The organism is Modestobacter sp. SYSU DS0904 (genome assembly GCF_054051115.1).
Window position 1 is genome coordinate 21,382 of record NZ_JBJHAQ010000016.1, and the last position, 17,505, is coordinate 38,886.

Annotated in this window: 12 protein-coding genes; 6 read left to right on the forward strand and 6 right to left on the reverse strand. The window is 73.1% G+C overall.

The window, feature by feature from the left end:
* Positions 1–42 precede the first annotated feature (42 nt).
* Positions 43–1,182, reverse strand: coding sequence for an extracellular solute-binding protein (locus ACI79U_RS12125; RefSeq protein ID WP_457066953.1), 1,140 nt, complete (start codon positions 1,180–1,182; stop codon positions 43–45).
* A 162-nt stretch (positions 1,183–1,344) separates the two neighbouring features.
* Here ACI79U_RS12125 and ACI79U_RS12130 point away from each other — a divergent pair, with 162 nt between their 5' ends.
* From ACI79U_RS12130 to ACI79U_RS12150, 5 genes are all read left to right on the forward strand, one after another.
* Positions 1,345–3,351: an alpha-1,4-glucan--maltose-1-phosphate maltosyltransferase gene (locus ACI79U_RS12130; protein ID WP_457066956.1), complete on the forward strand. Its 2,007-nt coding sequence runs from the start codon at positions 1,345–1,347 to the stop codon at positions 3,349–3,351.
* Positions 3,352–3,450: 99 nt separating this feature from the next.
* Positions 3,451–5,313 (forward strand): maltose alpha-D-glucosyltransferase, encoded by a 1,863-nt coding sequence (gene treS / locus ACI79U_RS12135; protein WP_457066959.1) that lies wholly within the window; start codon positions 3,451–3,453, stop codon positions 5,311–5,313.
* The gene (locus ACI79U_RS12140) at positions 5,313–6,683 is read left to right on the forward strand and encodes a maltokinase N-terminal cap-like domain-containing protein (RefSeq protein WP_457066962.1); all 1,371 of its coding nucleotides are present in this window, start codon (positions 5,313–5,315) and stop codon (positions 6,681–6,683) included. Before treS ends, ACI79U_RS12140 begins: the two co-directional genes overlap by 1 nt.
* 57 nt (positions 6,684–6,740) lie before the next feature.
* A complete protein-coding gene (gene glgB, locus ACI79U_RS12145; protein ID WP_457066965.1) occupies positions 6,741–9,887 on the forward strand; it encodes a 1,4-alpha-glucan branching protein GlgB in 3,147 nt (1,048 codons plus the stop codon).
* A 69-nt stretch (positions 9,888–9,956) separates the two neighbouring features.
* Entirely contained in the window at positions 9,957–11,390 is a 1,434-nt protein-coding gene (locus ACI79U_RS12150; protein WP_457066968.1) for a neutral zinc metallopeptidase, read from the forward strand.
* 51 nt (positions 11,391–11,441) lie between these two features.
* Here ACI79U_RS12150 and ACI79U_RS12155 read toward each other — a convergent pair whose 3' ends face one another.
* From ACI79U_RS12155 to ACI79U_RS12170, 4 genes are all read right to left on the reverse strand, one after another.
* Positions 11,442–12,422 carry a tetratricopeptide repeat protein gene (locus tag ACI79U_RS12155; protein WP_457066971.1) on the reverse strand — a complete coding sequence of 327 codons (981 nt, stop codon included), beginning with the start codon at positions 12,420–12,422 and terminating at the stop codon, positions 11,442–11,444.
* A gap of 240 nt (positions 12,423–12,662) precedes the next feature.
* On the reverse strand, positions 12,663–14,354 hold the full coding sequence (locus ACI79U_RS12160) for an acyl-CoA mutase large subunit family protein (RefSeq protein WP_457066975.1): 1,692 nt from the start codon (positions 14,352–14,354) through the stop codon (positions 12,663–12,665).
* A 49-nt stretch (positions 14,355–14,403) separates the two neighbouring features.
* Positions 14,404–14,913, reverse strand: coding sequence for a MarR family winged helix-turn-helix transcriptional regulator (locus tag ACI79U_RS12165; protein ID WP_457066978.1), 510 nt, complete (start codon positions 14,911–14,913; stop codon positions 14,404–14,406).
* A gap of 302 nt (positions 14,914–15,215) precedes the next feature.
* Positions 15,216–15,425, reverse strand: a complete 210-nt coding sequence (locus tag ACI79U_RS12170) for a hypothetical protein (protein WP_457066981.1) — start codon at positions 15,423–15,425, stop codon at positions 15,216–15,218.
* A 218-nt stretch (positions 15,426–15,643) separates the two neighbouring features.
* Between ACI79U_RS12170 and ACI79U_RS12175 the strand changes: the two genes are divergently transcribed.
* Positions 15,644–15,961, forward strand: a complete 318-nt coding sequence (locus ACI79U_RS12175) for an endonuclease domain-containing protein (RefSeq protein WP_457066984.1) — start codon at positions 15,644–15,646, stop codon at positions 15,959–15,961.
* 65 nt (positions 15,962–16,026) lie between these two features.
* On the opposite strand, the gene ACI79U_RS12180 is transcribed toward ACI79U_RS12175, so the two are convergent.
* A complete protein-coding gene (locus ACI79U_RS12180; protein ID WP_457066987.1) occupies positions 16,027–17,499 on the reverse strand; it encodes a phytoene desaturase family protein in 1,473 nt (490 codons plus the stop codon).
* Positions 17,500–17,505 lie beyond the last annotated feature (6 nt).

The window sequence follows — 17,505 nt, forward strand, 5'->3', positions numbered from 1 at the left end:
CGACGGCGGGGTCGGCCGGCGCGGGCGCCAGCCGCAGCGTGCTCAGGTCAGACCCACCCGGTTGAGCAGGTCGAGGGTGGCCGACAGCGAGGCCATGTCGTCGAGGTCGATGTCCGGCGCCTGCAGCTCGGCCAGCGCCGGCAGCTCCGATTCGGCCGGCACCGACTCGATCATCGGGTACTCGAAGGTCTCCCCGGCGAAGTACTGCTGTGCCTGCTCCGACAACAGGAAGTCGACCAGGCCGACCGCGTCCTCCTGGCGGTCGCTGGAGCTGACCACGCCGGAGCCACTGACGTTGACCAGGGAACCGGAGGCGCCGTCCTGGAGGTAGGCCAGCTCCGCGGTCATGTTCTCCGCGCCGACCTCGGCCGCCTGCTCGAACCAGTAGTAGTGGTTGATCAGCCCCATCGGCAGCTGCCCGGAGTCAACCGCGTCGAGGATCGCACCGTTCTTCTCGAAGGTCTGCACGTCGTTGTCGACCAGCCCCTGCACGAACTCCTCGGCGGCCTCCTCGCCCTCCAGCACCCGCAGGGTGGTGATGAAGGCCTGGAAGGAGGCGTTGCCCGGTGCGATGCCGAGCTGCCCGGCGTAACGCGGGTCGACCAGGTCGGCGGTGTCCTCCGGCAGGTCGGCCTCGGCGATCAGCTCGGGGTTGTAGACGAGGACGCGAGCCCGCCCGGTCAGCGGCACCCACCGATCGTCCTCGTCGGCGTAGTCGGCGATGGGCTGCCCGGTCAGCTCCTCCGGCAGGTCGGCGAGACAGTCCGCGTCACCCAGCGCGCCCAGGGCACCGGCGTCCTGGAGCAGGACAACGTCGGCCGGGCTCTGGTCCCCCTCGGCCAGCAGCTGCGCGGTGATCGACGAGGTGGAGCCGTAGCGGACCGACAGCTCGACCCCGGACTCCTCGCTGTAGGTCTCCAGCAGCGGCCCGACGAGCTCCTCGTTGCGGCCGGAGTAGACGACCAGCGCCTCCTCGTCGACCGGCGTCTCGACCTCGGGGTCGACCTCGCCGTACTCGACCGCGCCGGCCTGGCAGGTCGTGTCGGCGACCGCCTCGCCCTCATCGGCGTCCGAGCTGGGCGCGCCGCAGGCGGTGATGGTCAGGACCAGGGCGGCCGCGGCACCCAGGGCGGTCCGGGCGCCCCGCGGTCGGCGGGACGGGGCGAGGGCGGGGCGGATCATCACGGGACTCCATTGCTGAGGACAGGCAGTGCTGGGTGAGGTGAGGCTAACCACATTTGTCCGCACTGTCCGCACCGCCCTCCAGCGCCGGACTACCCCTCCCGGCTGAGCGAGATCACCGTCGAGGTGCCCACCAGCGCGGATGTGGATAGCGTTGCCGCGATGACTGGCCGCGCAGACCTCCGCCTCGGCATCACCGATGTCGCCCCCGTCGTGTCGTGCGGGTCGTTCTCGACCCGTGCCGTGGTCGGTGAGCACCTGCCGATCACCGCCACCGTCTTCCGCGAGGGCCACGACGCCGTGGCCGCCACCGTGGTGCTCACGCCCCCGGCAGGCAGCGCGGGGACACCGTCCGCCACCCGGATGCGGAAGTTCGGGCCCGAGCCCGACCGCTGGACCGCCACCGTCGTCCCCGACGGCGAGGGCCTGTGGACCTACCGGGTCGAGGCCTGGGACGACCCGCTGAGCACCTGGCACCACGACGTCGAGGTCAAGGTCGAGGCCGGCCAGGGCGCCGACGAGCTCGCCAACGACCTGGAGTCCGGCGCCCGGCTGCTCGAGGAGGTGGCCGCCACCGCCCCCGAGGAGCACCGCCCGGCGCTGCACGACGCCGTCGGGGCGCTGCGCGACGAGAACCGGGAGCTCACCGCCCGGATCGCCCCGGCGTTCGCACCGGCGCTGCAGCGGGTCCTCTACGAGCACCCGGTGCGCCGGCTGGTCACCGCGACCCAGGAGTACGAGCTGTGGGTCGACCGCCAGCGGGCGCTCTACGGCTCCTGGTACGAGTTCTTCCCGCGCTCGGAGGGCCCGGTCGTCGGCGACCAGGCCACGCACGGCACGTTCGCCCAGGCCGCCGAGCGGCTGCCGGCGATCGCCGAGATGGGCTTCGACGTCGTCTACCTGCCGCCGATCCACCCGATCGGCAAGGTCAACCGCAAGGGCAAGAACAACACCCTGGTCGCCACCCCCGAGGACGTCGGCTCACCGTGGGCGATCGGCAGCGACGAGGGCGGGCACGACGCGGTGCACCCGCAGCTGGGCACCCTCGACGACTTCCGGGCGTTCGTCGGCCGCACCCGCGAGCTGGGCATGGAGGTCGCCCTCGACCTCGCGCTGCAGGCCGCGCCGGACCACCCGTGGGTGCGCGAGCACCCGGAGTGGTTCACCACCAAGCCCGACGGCACGATCGCCTACGCGGAGAACCCGCCGAAGAAGTACCAGGACATCTACCCGATCAACTTCGACAACGACCCCGAGGGCATCTACGCCGAGGTGCTGCGGGTCGTGCGCCACTGGATGGACGCCGGGGTGCGGGTGTTCCGGGTCGACAACCCGCACACCAAGCCGCTGAACTTCTGGCACTGGCTCATCTGGGAGGTCAAGAAGACCGACCCGGACGTGCTCTTCCTCGCCGAGGCGTTCACCCGGCCGGCGATGATGCACCAGCTCGCCCGGATCGGCTTCACCCAGAGCTACACCTACTTCACCTGGCGCACCGAGAAGTGGGAGCTGGAGGAGTACGGCCGCGAGCTGGCCGCCAACTCGCACTACATGCGGCCGAACTTCTTCGTCAACACCCCGGACATCCTGCACGAGACCCTGCAGGTCGGCGGTCCGCCGATGTTCAAGATCCGTGCCGTGCTGGCGTCGATGATGAGCCCGACCTGGGGCGTCTACTCCGGCTACGAGCTCTTCGAGCACGTCGGCCTGCGCCCGGGCAGCGAGGAGTACCTGGACACCGAGAAGTTCCAGCTGCGCCCGCGCGACTGGGCCGGCGCCGAGGCCAGCGGCCGGAGCCTGTCGCCCTACCTGCGCCGGCTCAACGAGGTGCGCCGGGCGCACCCGGCGCTGCAGCAGCTGCGCACGCTGCGGTTCCACCACATCGACAACGAGAACCTGCTCTGCTTCTCCAAGACCGACCCCGGCTCGGACGACGCGGTGCTCGTGGTGGTCTCCTTGAACAGCAGCTACGCCCAGATCGGCACCACGTCCCTGGACATGCCGGCCCTGGGGCTGGACTGGTCCGACCGGTTCTCCGTCACCGACGAGATCACCGGCGCGCACTACGACTGGGGCCAGCACAACTACGTCGAGCTGGACCCCTACCGGGAGCCGGCCCACGTGTTCACCGTGCACCGCAGCCTGGCCGCACCCGTCGACCCGCAGTGAACAAGGACTGCCTGCCCCCCTCCGCTCGCGCGCTCGCGGCGGGCCCCTGCAGGCAGGCCGCAATCCGTCACGCACGCTGAACCTCTAGGACTCCCCTTCATGACCCTCCCCGTCCCCACCCAGTCGACCTCCGGCGCGGGCGAGCAGTCGACGCTCCCCACGCCGGGGAGCGACCCCGAGTGGTACAAGCGCGCCGTCTTCTACGAGGTCCTGGTCCGCGGCTTCGCCGACAGCAACGCCGACGGCGTCGGTGACCTGCGCGGCATGATCGGCAAGCTCGACTACCTGCAGTGGCTCGGCGTCGACTGCCTCTGGCTGCCGCCGTTCTTCGCCTCCCCGCTGCGCGACGGCGGGTACGACGTCAGCGACTACACCGCGGTGCTGCCGGAGTTCGGTGACATCGACGACTTCAAGGACCTGGTCGAGGCCGCCCACTCGCGCGGCATGCGCATGATCATCGACTTCGTCATGAACCACACCTCGGACCAGCACCCCTGGTTCCAGGCCAGCCGCAGCGACCCCGACGGGCCCTACGGCGACTTCTACGTGTGGGCCGACGACGACACCGGCTACGCCGACGCCCGGATCATCTTCGTCGACACCGAGTCCTCCAACTGGACCTTCGACCCGGTGCGCAAGCAGTACTTCTGGCACCGGTTCTTCAGCCACCAGCCCGACCTGAACTTCGAGAACCCCGCCGTCCAGGAGGCGATCCTCGACGCGCTCCGGTTCTGGCTGGACCTGGGCATCGACGGGTTCCGCCTGGACGCCGTCCCCTACCTGTTCGAGGAGGAGGGGACCAACTGCGAGAACCTCCCGAAGACCCACGCCTTCCTCAAGAAGGTGCGCAAGGTCGTCGACGCCGAGTACCCCGACCGGGTCATGCTCTGCGAGGCCAACCAGTGGCCGGCCGACGTCGTCGAGTACTTCGGCGAGGACGGCGACGAGTGCCAGATGGCCTTCCACTTCCCGGTCATGCCGCGCCTGTTCATGGGCGTGCGCCGGGAGCAGCGCTTCCCGATCTCGGAGATCATGGCGCAGACGCCGGACATCCCGGAGAACTGCCAGTGGGGCATCTTCCTGCGCAACCACGACGAGCTGACCCTGGAGATGGTCACCGACGAGGAGCGCGACTACATGTGGGGCGAGTACGCCAAGGACCCCCGCATGAAGGCCAACATCGGCATCCGCCGCCGGCTGGCCCCGCTGCTGGACAACGACCAGGACACCCTCGAGCTGTTCACCGCCCTGCTGCTGTCGCTGCCGGGGTCGCCGGTCATGTACTACGGCGACGAGATCGGCATGGGCGACAACATCTGGCTCGGTGACCGCGACGGCGTCCGCACCCCGATGCAGTGGACGCCGGACCGCAACGGCGGCTTCTCCACCGCCGACCCGCAGCGCATGCACCTCCCGCTGGTCGCCGACCCGGTCTACGGGTTCCAGGTGACCAACGTCGAGGCCCAGCTGCGGAACTCGAACTCGCTGCTGCACTGGACCCGCACGATGATCGCCGTCCGCAAGCAGCACCCGACGTTCGGCGTCGGCAGCTACAGCGAGATCGGCTCGCGCAACCCCACGGTGCTCTCCTTCGTCCGCGAGTTCGGCGACGACGTGGTGCTGTGCGTGAACAACCTGTCCCGGTTCCCGCAGCCGGTGGAGCTGGACCTGCGGCGCTTCGAGGGATACACCCCGGTCGAGTTGACCGGGCGGGTGCAGTTCCCCCAGATCGGGGTGCTGCCGTACATGCTGACGCTCGGCGGTCACGGCTTCTACTGGTTCGAGCTGCAGAAGCCCGTGGCGACGGCGGCCGAGGAGGAGGAGGACTGGGAGAGCACGACGAGCAGCAACGTCGCGCGGTCCCTGCTCGACTCCGGCCTGGTCTCCGAGGGCGCCCCGGCGGGCAGCGGGGGTCTCGGCGACGAGGCCTCGACGACCACCGACCCTGAGGGAGAGGCCTGATGACTGCAGTGACCGATCTGCTGGCCGGCTGGATGCCGGGACAGCGCTGGTTCGGCGGCAAGGGCCGTGAGTGGGCCGAGGTCAGCGACGAGGGGTTCTTCCTCGACCAGTCCGACCCGGTCCTCTCCGTCCACCGGGTGCAGGTGACCTACACCGACGGGGCGACCGACACCTACCTGGTCCCGCTGTCCTGGCGCGAGGCGCCGGCCGAGGAGCTGTCCGGCGCCTTCATCGGCGCGGTGACCGGCGCCAACGGCACGGAGAACTACGCCTACGACGCGATGCGCGACCGGGACGCCACCGTGCCGTGGCTGACCCACCTGGTGGCCGCCTCCACCGTCGGCCCCATGCACTTCCACCCGGCGGGGGTCGCCCACATCCCCGAGGGACTGCCCGGCGACATCATCTCCACCGAGCAGAGCAACACCTCGCTGGTCTACGGCGAGTCCGCGATCCTCAAGCTGTTCCGCCGGCTGGAGCCGGGGCTGAACCCGGACGTGGAGATCCACGACGCGCTGCGCCGCGCGGAGAACCCGCACATCGCCGGGCTGCTGGGGCACATCGAGATCGACGGCGCCCCCGGCGACGAGCCGGCGACCGTCGCGATGCTGCAGACCTTCGTCCCCAACGCCAGCGACGGCTGGCGGCTGGCCACCTCCAGCGTCCGCGACCTGTACGCCGAGGGTGACCTGCACGCCGACGAGGTGGGCGGGGACTTCGCCGGGGAGAGCGAGCGGCTGGGCGAGGCGACCGCCTCGGTGCACGCCGACCTCGCCCGGGTGCTGCCGACCGAGCCGGCCGACCGGGACTGGTACCGCACGCTGGCCGAGCAGATGACCCAGCGGCTGGAGTCGGCGCTGACCGTCGTCCCCGACCTGGCCGAGCACGCCGACGAGCTGCGGGCGCTGTACGCCGCGGTGGCCGACACCGAGGAGCCGGTCACCCGCCAGCGCGTGCACGGCGACCTCCACCTGGGCCAGGTGCTGCGCACGACCAGCGGCTGGATCGTGCTGGACTTCGAGGGTGAGCCGGCCCGGCCGCTGGCCGCCCGGCGCGAGCTGGACACCCCGCTGCGCGACGTCGCGGGGATGCTGCGCAGCTTCGACTACGCGGCCCGGCACATGCTGGTCGAGCAGCCCGACGACCCGCAGCGGGCCTACCGCGCCCAGGAGTGGGCCGAGCGGAACCGCGCCGCCTTCTGCGCTGGCTACTCGGCCGCCGGCGGTGGGCAGTTGTCCACCGAATCGGCGTTGCTGCGCGCATTCGAGGCCGACAAGGCGGTCTACGAGTGCGTCTACGAGGCGCGGAACCGGCCGCACTGGTTGATGATCCCGCTGAGCTCGTTGTCCCGGCTGACCTCCGGCGACTGACGCCGACGGCACGGCCTGAGACGACCACGGACCACCGAGAAGCACCTGGAGACACCGATGAGCACCGAGGACACGCAGGGCCGCTCCCCCGACGCGGAGCCGGCCGGCAGGGACGAGCTGCTGCGCCGGGTCGAGGAGAAGACGGCCGCCGTCCAGGAGGCCGCCGCCACCGACGACACCGCGACCGAGGCAGCCGCGCCGGCCAAGAAGGCCGCGCGCAAGACCGCCGCCAAGAAGGCCCCGGCCAAGAAGGCCCCGGCGAAGAAGGCCGCTGCCGCCGCCGGCGACGCCGGTGAGCAGACCGAGCTCGCCACCGAGGCGGCGCCGGCGAAGAAGGCCGCCAAGCGGACGACGAAGAAGGCCGCCGCGGCCGCCGACGGCGACGCCGCCCCGGCCAAGCGGACCCGGAAGGCCGCGGCCAAGAAGGTCACCGCGGCTCCGGTGGTCGCCCCGGCGCCGATCGCCGAGCCGGGCGACCCGAGCGCCCCCCCGGCTCCCCAGCCCGAGCCGCCGAGCCCCGACCCGGCCGAGCCGAGCACCCCGCAGGCGCCCGAGGACGGCGAGCACGCCGGCACCGGCGGCAGCTCCCCGGCCGAGACCGCCTCCGAGCCCGGTGCCGAGCTCGCGCCGGACACCGTCGACGCCGGGTCCCCCACGGCCGAGGCCCCCGCAGCCGAGACCCCCGCGGCCGAGAACCCGACGCCGCAGACCGACGGGTCGGCGGCCGAGCCGACGACGGCGGAGACGGCCACCGCGGACCTGGTCGTCGGCGAGGTCACCGACCTGCCCCCCGCCCCGAGCGAGGTCCCCGAGCCGGCCGCCACCGACCTGGTCGCGGCGCTGCCCGACGGGGAGACGCCGGTGAGCACCTCGGTGCCGGCGGACGCCACCTCCGCGGGCCGGGAGGTGTCCGGCGAGGAGCTGCGCGCCATCGTCGAGGGCTGGTCCTACGACCCGCACGGGGTGCTCGGCGCCCACCGGCTGCCCGAGGGCTGGGCGGTCCGCACGCTGCGCCCGGAGGCCGTCGCCGTGGTGGTCGTCGACCAGGACGGCACCCGGTACGAGGCGCACCAGCTGCACGGCGGCGGCATCTACGAGGCCCGCCTGCCCCAGCAGCCCGGTGACTACCGCATCGAGGTCGTCTACCCCAACGGCGAGGGCGGCACCGACACCTACACCGTCGACGACCCCTACCGCTGGCTGCCGACGCTGGGCCAGCTCGACCAGCACCTGCTCCGCGAGGGCCGGCACGAGAAGCTGTGGACCGTCCTCGGTGCGCACGTGCGCCACTACGACACCCCCGGCGGCCCGGTCGACGGCGTCTCCTTCGCCGTCTGGGCGCCCAACGCCCGGGGCGTGAAGGTCACCGGCGACTTCGACTACTGGGAGGCGCGCGCCTACCCGATGCGGTCGCTGGGCTCCTCCGGCGTCTGGGAGGTCTTCGTCCCGGGCGTGCAGGTGGGCACCCGCTACCGGTTCCACGTGCTCGGTGCCGACGGTCAGTGGCGGGTGAAGAGCGACCCGATGGCGTTCGCCACCGAGGTGCCGCCGGCGAACGCCTCCGTGGTCACCGAGTCCGCCTACGAGTGGGGCGACGACGAGTGGCTCGCAAGCCGCGCCGAGGGCCGCTGGCACGAGCGGCCGATGAGCGTCTACGAGGTGCACGCGGCGTCCTGGCGGCAGGGCCTGTCCTACCGCGAGATGGCCGATGAGCTGGTCGCCTACGTCAAGGACGCCGGGTTCACCCACCTGGAGTTCATGCCGCTGGCCGAGCACCCCTTCGGCGGCTCGTGGGGCTACCAGGTCACCTCCTACTACGCCCCGACCTCGCGCTTCGGCAGCCCCGACGACCTGCGCTACCTGATCGACGCCGCCCACCGGGCCGGCATCGGCGTCATCGTCGACTGGGTGCCGGCGCACTTCCCCAAGGACGAGTGGGCGCTGGCCCGCTTCGACGGCACCGCGCTGTACGAGCACGCGGACCCGCGCCGCGGCGAGCAGCCGGACTGGGGCACCTACGTCTTCGACTTCGGCCGGCCGGAGGTGCGCAACTTCCTGGTCGCCAACGCGCTGTTCTGGGCGCAGGAGTTCCACGTCGACGGCATCCGCGTCGACGCGGTGGCCTCGATGCTCTACCTGGACTACTCGCGCAACGACGGCGAGTGGACGCCGAACGAGTACGGCGGCCGGGAGAACCTCGACGCGGTCGCGTTCCTGCAGGAGATGAACGCCACCGTCTACCGCGAGGTGCCCGGCGTCATCACCATCGCCGAGGAGTCGACCGCCTGGCCGGGCGTCACCCGGCCCACCTACCTGGGCGGCCTGGGCTTCGGGTTCAAGTGGAACATGGGCTGGATGCACGACTCGCTGGGCTACATGGCCAACGCGCCGGTGTACCGCAGCTACCACCACGGCCAGCTGACGTTCTCCCTGGTCTACGCGTTCTCGGAGAACTACGTGCTGCCGATCAGCCACGACGAGGTGGTCTACGGCAAGGGGTCGCTGCTGCGGAAGATGCCCGGTGACCGGTGGCAGCAGCTGGCCAGCCTGCGCGCCTACCTGGGCTACATGTGGGCCCACCCGGGCAAGCAGCTGCTGTTCATGGGCTCGGAGTTCGGGCAGCTCTCGGAGTGGGCGGAGAGCCGCTCGCTCGACTGGTGGCACCTCGACGACCCGGCGCACCGCGGCGTGCTCGACCTCGTCCGCGACCTCAACACGGTCTACAAGGACACCGAGGCGCTGTGGTCGCAGGACGTCGACCCGGCCGGCTTCCAGTGGATCGACGCCAACGACGCCGGCGGCAACACCCTGACCTTCCTGCGCTTCGGCAAGGACGGTCAGGTGCTGGCCTGCGTCGCCAACTTCTCCGGTAACCCGCACCACGAGTACCGGGTCGGTCTGCCGCGCGGTGGCCGCTGGCGCGAGCTGGTCAACACCGACTCGGAGGGCTACGGCGGCTCCGGGGTGGGCAACCTCGGCGGCGTCGACGCCGTGCCCGAGGCCTGGCACGGGCAGCCGTGGTCGGCGACGCTCACCGCGCCGCCGCTGGCCACCGTGTGGTTCGTGCACGAGGGCCCCGAGCCCGAGCTGCCCGACTCCGGCACCCCGGCCGACCAGGCGCAGATCGCGGCCGCCGAGGCCTCCGGCGACGCCGAGGGCCCGGGCACCGGGCTGGAGCCGGCGCAGACCGGTCCCCAGGAGTGATCCGGAGGGGGCGGCGGTCCCGCGGGGTGGACCGCCACCGGCCCCGGTGGCCTGGACGACAGGGAACCGATGTCCGTCTCGTGGCGCCGGACCGCCGGCGCCGTGCTGGCCACGGCGTTGGGGACGGCAGCGCTCAGCGGGTGCGCGGTCACCTTCATCGAGGGCACCGCGACCCCGCCGGCCGGCGCGCGCGGCGACGTCAGCCCGGAGGAGTTCCCGATCACCGGGGCCGCCGACACCCAGGTCGACCGGATCGCCCGGAACGCGCTGGCCGACCTCAACACCTGGTGGGCCGGGCAGTTCGGCCCCGTCTACCAGCAGCAGTTCACCCCGCTGAGCGGCGGCTACTACTCCGTCGACCCCGCGGACATCGACCCCGCCGCCTACCCCGGCGGCGAGATCGGCTGCGGCGAGCCACCCGAGGCGGTGGAGGACAACGCCTTCTACTGCGGGCCCAGCCAGCAGTACCGCAACAGCGACGCGATCCAGTACGACCGGGCCTTCCTCGACGAGCTGGCCTTCGGCACCGGCGGGTCGGAGGGCTACGGCCGCTTCATCCCCGCGCTGGTGATGGCCCACGAGTTCGGCCACGCCGTGCAGGGCCGGGTGGGCTACCCGTTCCAGGCCTCCATCGCGATCGAGACCCAGGCCGACTGCTTCGCCGGCGCCTGGACCCGGTGGGTCGCCGACGGGGAGGCGCCGCACAACTCGATCCGCCCGGCCGAGCTGGACGACGTGCTGCGCGGCTACCTGCTGCTGCGCGACCCGGTGGGCACCGGGCTGAACGCCGGCGAGGCGCACGGCTCCTACTTCGACCGGGTCTCGGCGTTCCAGGAGGGCTTCGACGACGGCCCGACGGCCTGCCGCGACGGGTTCGGCCCGGACCGCCCGTACACCCAGGGCGCCTTCCGCGACGACGACGACGCGCTCTCCGGCGGCGACGCACCCTACGAGCAGACCGTGGGCCAGTTCCTCCCGGAGGGCCTGGGCGAGTTCTGGCAGCAGGTGTTCGCCGAGCGCGGGGAGGTCTTCCGGCCACCGACGCTGGAGCCCTTCTCGGGCCGGGCCCCGTCCTGCGACGGCGCGGGAGCCGACGTCGACCTGGTGTACTGCCCCGGCGACGACACCGTCGCCTTCGACGAGGCGCAGCTGACCGAGCCGCTGTACGCGGCGGAGGAGGGCGGCGACTACGCCGTCCTCACCGCCGTGGCGATCCCCTACGGGCTGGCCGGCCGCGACCAGCTCGGGTTGTCCACCGAGGGCGAGGAGGCGCTGAGCTCGGCGGTCTGCCTGTCCGGGGCGTTCACCGCATCGGTGCTCAACGAGGAGAGCACGGTGCTGAGCATCTCCCCCGGCGACGTCGACGAGAGCGTGTCGTTCCTGCTCGAGTACGCCACCGACCCGCAGGTCCTCCCCGACGCCCAGCTGACCGGCTTCCAGCTGGTCGACGTCTTCCGCACCGGGGTGTTCGAGGGGCCGGCAGCCTGCGCCCTCGACCGCTGACGCCGGCCTCTCCTCAGCGGGTGATCAGGTCACCCGCTGAGGAAGGCGGGTTCAGTAGAGAGCGAGGGTGAGTGCGCGGCGGGCGGCGCCGACCCGGGGGTCGTCGTCGCCGACCACGCCGAAGAGCTCCACCAGGTGCTTGCGGGCCAGGTCGCGGTCCTCCCCGGCGGTGCGGCGGACGACGTCCAGCAGCCGGTCGAAGGCGGCGTCCACGTTGCCGGTGCCGAGCAGCAGGTCGGCGGCGCGGAGCTGCGCGTCGACGTCGTCCGGCGCGGCGTCGGCCGCGGTCAGCGCATCCGGTCCGGCCTCCTCGGCCCGGCGGAACAGCTGCACCTGGCGCAGCGCGAGCCCGGCGACCGGGTGCTCGGGCTCGGCGTCGAGGATCGCCTGGTAGGCCGCCTCGGCCGCGGCGAGGTCACCCCGGTCCAGCGCGGCCTCGGCCTCGTCCAGCCGCGGGTCCTCCGGCTCGGCGGGGGCGTCGCCCTCGGCGCCGGGTGCCGCTCCCCCGGTGGTGGCGGCGACCAGCTCGGTGATGAACTGGCGGGCCTGGTCCTCCGGGATGGCCCCGGTGAACTCGGCCACCAGCTGGCCCTGCCACACCGCCTTGACCGCGGGGATGCCCTGCACCCGCAGGCCCTGGGCCAGCGCCTGGTTGGCGTCGACGTCGACCTTCGCCAGCACCCACGAGCCACCGCCCTCGGTGGCCAGCTTCTCGAGCACCGGCGACAGCTGCTTGCAGGGGCCGCACCACTCGGCCCACAGGTCGAGGACGACCGGCACCTGGAAGGAGCGGTCGAGGACCTCGGACTGGAAGGTGTCCTCGGTGACGTCGACGACGGCGCTGCCCGGAACTCCGGCCGGCGTGCTCGCCGACGGCGGCGGCGCGGTCTGCGCCCGGGCAGCGGCCTCGCTGCGCGCCTTGACCGCGGCGAGGTCGACGGCACCGGCCAGGGAGGCGGCCACCTGCGCCTGCTGGGCGGCGGCACGGGGGTCGCGCGGGGCGGCGGGACGAGCAGGGCGGTTCGGCTGCATGCCCACGATCATCCCACTGTTCTCACTGTCGCCCTACCGGGCTCCCACCGCGGCCAGGTGCCGTGCCCCGGCTGCGCTGAGCCGTTGCCCGTGATCCCGGCGGGAGCCTCCGGCCCCGCGCCGGGAGCACGGACCGTCCTCGCGGACGGGTCATCCGTACTCGTCCCCGGCCCGGTTCGTCCCCGGCTCGGCCGCGATCCCGGCTCGGCCGCGATCCCGGCTCAGCCCTCCGGGCTTCGCTCAGAAGCGGGCGGGCTCGGTGTAGGTGCCCCACTCGGCGCGGAGGGCGTCGCAGATCTCACCGAGGGTGGCCTCGGCGCGGGCGGCGTCGAGCATCGCCGGGACCATGTTCTCCTCGGTGCGGGCCACCTCCACCATCCGGGCCACCGCGGCGCGGGCGGCGGCGTCGTCGCGGGCCTGCCGCCGCGTCTCCAGCTCGGCCCGCTGGTCGAGCTCGACCTGGTGGCTGACCCGGAGGATCTCCAGCTGGTCCCCCTCCTCGACCGAATCGGTGAGGGTGTTCACCCCGACCACCTTCTTCTCGCCCTTCTCCAGCGCCCGCTGGTAGGTGAACGCCGCCTCCGCGATCTCCCCGGTGAACCAGCCGTCCTCGATGCCCCGCAGGATGCCGCTGGTCATCGAGCCGTCGGAGCCCATCTCCCGGATCCGGGCGAAGACCTCCTCCGCCTCGGCCTCGAGGGCGTCGGTGAGCGCCTCGACGTACCAGGAGCCGCCCAGCGGGTCGGCCACGTTCGCCACCCCGGTCTCCTCGGCGAGCACCTGCTGGGTGCGCAGCGCGATCTGCGCCGCCTTGGCACTGGGCAGCGCGAGCACCTCGTCCAGGGCGTTGGTGTGCAGCGAGTTGGTGCCGCCGAGCACCGCGGCGAGCGCCTCGACCGCCGTCCGCACGATGTTGTTCTCCGGCTGCTGCGCGGTCAGCGAGACGCCGGCGGTCTGGGTGTGGAAGCGCAGCTGCTGGGCCCGCTCGGTCCGGGCGCCGTAGACGTCGCGCAGCCAGCGGGCCCAGATCCGCCGGGCGGCCCGGAACTTGGCGATCTCCTCGAAGAAGTCGATGTGCGCGTCGAAGAAGAAGCTCAGGCCGGGCGCGAAGACGTCGACGTCCAGGCCGCGCGAGAGCCCCAGCTCGACGTAGCCGAACCCGTCGGCCAGCGTGTACGCCAGCTCCTGCGCGGCCGTCGAGCCGGCCTCCCGGATGTGGTAGCCGGAGACCGAGACCGGCTTGTAGGCGGGGATCTCCGCGGCGCAGTACTCCATCAGGTCACCGATGAGCCGCAGGTGGGGCTCGGGAGCGAACAGCCACTCCTTCTGCGCCGTGTACTCCTTGAAGATGTCGGTCTGCAGCGTGCCGTCCAGCCGGGAGATGTCCGCGCCCTGCCGCTCGGCGGCGACCAGGTACATGCAGAACACGGGGACGGCGGGGCCGCTGATCGTCATCGACGTCGTGGTGTCCTGCAGCGGGATGCCCTCGAACAGCGCGTCCATGTCGGCGGCGGAGTCGACCGCGACCCCGCAGTGCCCGACCTCACCGAGCGCGCGGGGGTCGTCGGAGTCCCGGCCCATCAGGGTCGGCATGTCGAAGGCGACCGACAGCCCGCCACCGCCGGCGGCCAGCAGCGACCGGAACCGCTCGTTGGTCTGCCGGGCGTTGCCGAACCCGGCGAACTGGCGGATGGTCCACAGCCGGCCGCGGTAGCCGGTGGGGTGCAGCCCGCGGGTGAACGGGAACTCCCCCGGCCAGCCGATCCGCTCGAACCCCGGGACGGCGCGTTCGTCGGCGGGCCCGTAGGCCGGCTCGACGACCATCCCCGAGAGGGTGGTGAAGTCCGCCTCCCGCACCCGCCCGGCGCCCAGCGCCGACTCGTACCGCTGCTGCCAACGCTGGCGGGCATCGCTGCCCGCGGGCTCGGTCATGCACAGATGCTAGGACGTCCAACTACTTTCTGGCCACCCTCCGGGCGGGTCAGTCGCCGGCGACGTCCCCCGCGCCCAGCCGCACCTTCTTGAGGATGGCGAAGAGGGTGTCCAGCTCGTGCTCGGGCAGGTCGGCCAGGCCGAAGTCCTGACCGGTGAGCGCCTCCGTGGCCAGCGGGACGACGTCCCGGCCGGCGTCGGTGATCGCGGCCAGCACCCCACGGCCGTCGGCCGGGTTGGGGCGCCGTTCGACGTAGCCGGCGGCAACCAGCCGCTCGATCGCGTTGGTGACGCTGGTGGGGTGCACCATCAGCCGGCTGCCGATCACCTTCAGCGGCAGCTGCCCGGTCCGGGAGAAGGTCAGCAGCACCAGCACCTCGTAGCGGGCGAAGGTCAGCCGGTGCGGGCGCAGCGCCTCGTCGAAGCGGGCCAGCAGGATCTGCTGCACCCGGAACACCGACGTCGCCGCGCGCATCGATGCCGCCGGACCGAACCGCTCCGCCCAGGTCTGGGCCGCGCGCTCGATCGGGTCGAAGGGCAGCCCCAGGGGTCGGACCATGACCGCAGAGCGTAGTTCCGGGCCCCGGCCACCGACCGCGCCCGTCGAGTGCCGAGCTGCCGACGCCTGTCGACGAGGTGACATGTCGACTGGTCGACACCCGGCGAGCGCTCACGCCGGGGCTGTGGACAGCGCGGACGGTCGGGACGCACGATCGGCCAGGCTCGCCCGGTGGTCGTCCCCGCGCACCGTCCGCCCGAGCTGCGCGGACGGGTGTTCCGCGGCACCACGGCGGTCCGGGCCGGCCTGGTCACCCGACGGCAGCTGGACAGCCGCGCCTGGCGACGGCTCTTCCGGGACGTCTACGCCTGCGCCGACCTGGCCGTCACCCACGAGCTGCGGGCGGTGGCCGCCGCGTCGGTGCTGCTGCCGGGCGCGGTCGTCACCGGAGCCAGCGCCGCCGTCCTGTGGCGCCTGGACGCGGCCGGCCCGGAGGACGACGTCGAGCTGACCGTGCCGCCCGGGACGCCGACCAGCGTGGTGGCCGGGGTGCGGGTCCACCGGGCGCGCACCCGCCCCGAGGACCTCACCCGTCGACGCGGTGTCGCGGTCACCACACCCGAGCGGACCGCGGTGTCGCTGGGCGCCGAGCGCCCCGTGGACGAGGCCGTCGTGCTCATCGACCAGCTCGCCGCCGCCGGCCTGGTCGACCTCGGGGACGTCCGGGCGATGGCCGCGGCGACCAGCGGTCGAGGATGCCGGCGGGCCCGGGCCGCCGTCGCGCTGGCCGATGGCCTGGCCGGTTCACCCCCAGGAGACCCGGCTGCGGTTGCTGCTGCACCGCTCCGAGCTGCCGAGCCCGGTCGCGCAGCACGCGGTGCACGACGGGCCGGTGTTCGTGGCCCGGGTGGACTTCGCCTGGCCGGCGCAGCGGCTGGCGCTGGAGTACGACGGGCTCTGGCACGCCGAGCCCGGCCAGTTCGCCGCCGACCGGCGCCGGCTGAACCGGTTGCTCGCCGCCGGCTGGCGGGTCCTGTTCGTCACCGCGGCCGACCTGCACCGACCCGAGCAGCTGATCGCCCGGATCGCCGCGGAGCTCACCCGCTGAGTGTCGACATGTCGCCCCCTCCGACCGGGTCGACATGTCGACGACTCGACACTCGGCGCAGCAGGTCAGGCGGCCGGCGCGGGGCGCAGCGGCGGGGCCTGCCGGACGCCGAACACCTCGCGCAGCGCCACCCGGGCGGCGTTGTCCCCGCAGTGCCCGTGGACGGCGGGGCCGGGCGGGGTGGCCGCACCGGCGAGGTAGACCCCGGTCATCGGCGTCTTGTAGGTGTTCCAGCGGGGCACCGGCCGGAACAGCATCTGCCGCAGCGACGCCTCACCGTTGGAGATGTCCCCGCCCACGTCGTTGGGGTTCCAGTGCTCCATCTCCCCGGCGTGCATGGTGTGCCGGGCCAGGATCGTGTCCCGGAAGCCGGGCGCGAACCGCTCGACCTGGGCCTCGATCACCTCGGTCATGTCCACCGTCGAGCCGTGCGGCACGTGCACGTACGCCCAGAAGACGTGGCCGCCCTCGGGCGCCCGGGAGCGGTCGACGACGGTCGGCTGCACGGCCAGGACGTAGGGCCGGTCGGTGATCCGGCCCGCGGCGGGGGCCGCCTCCCCCGCGATCGTCTCCTCCATGGTGCCGGCCACGTGCACCGTGCCGGCCCGCCGGACGTCGGGGTTGGTCCACGGCACCGGCTCCGACAGCGCCCAGTCGACCTTGAAGACGCCCGGACCGTGCCGGTACCGGTGCACCCAGCGCCGGTAGCCGTCGGGGACGCTGTTGCCGGCCATCGCCACGAAGGCCCCGGGTGTGGTGTCCAGCAGGACGGCGGGCACCCCGGCGAACTCGCGCAGGTCGGTGACCTCGTGCCCGGTGACGACCTCCCCGCCCTGCTGCTCCAGGGCGGTGACCATGGCGTCGGCGAGCACCTGGGAGCCGCCCTCGACCACCGGCCAGCCGCGGTGGTGGGCCAGCATCGCCAGGATCATCCCGAGCCCGGCGGTCAGCGGGCGGGAGAGCTCCAGCATGCCGTGGGCGGCAGCCCCGGCGATCAGCGCGCGCGCCTCCTCGCCGTCGAACCTGGCGCGGGCCAGCTGCCCGACGCTGGGCAGCGCCTGCAGCCCGAAGCGGGTGATCCCGGTGATCCCGCGGGTGGGCAGGCGGCGGAAGGCGGAGGTCAGGAAGAAGTCGACGATCTCGGGGGCCTGCCGCAGCAGCGGTCCGAACAGCCGGCGCCACGCCGCGTCGTCGACGCCGAGCCCCGCCGCGGTCTCCGTCAGCGACCCGACCGACACCGCCGCCCGGCCGCCGTCCAGCGGGTGGGCGAAGGCGACCTCCGGCTGCAGCAGCCGCACCCCCCGGGTGGGCAGGTCGAACTCCTCGAAGAACGGGGCGGCGGCCGCCATCGGGTGCACCGTGGAGCAGATGTCGTGCCGGTAGCCGGGCAGCGTCACCTCCTCGGTGCGCAGCCCGCCACCGGGCTGGTCACCGCGCTCCACCACCCGCACGGACAGACCGGCCGCGGCCAGGCGCAGGGCGGCGGCCAGCCCGTTCGGGCCGGCTCCGACGACGACGGCGTCCGGGGTCCCGTTCACGCCGCC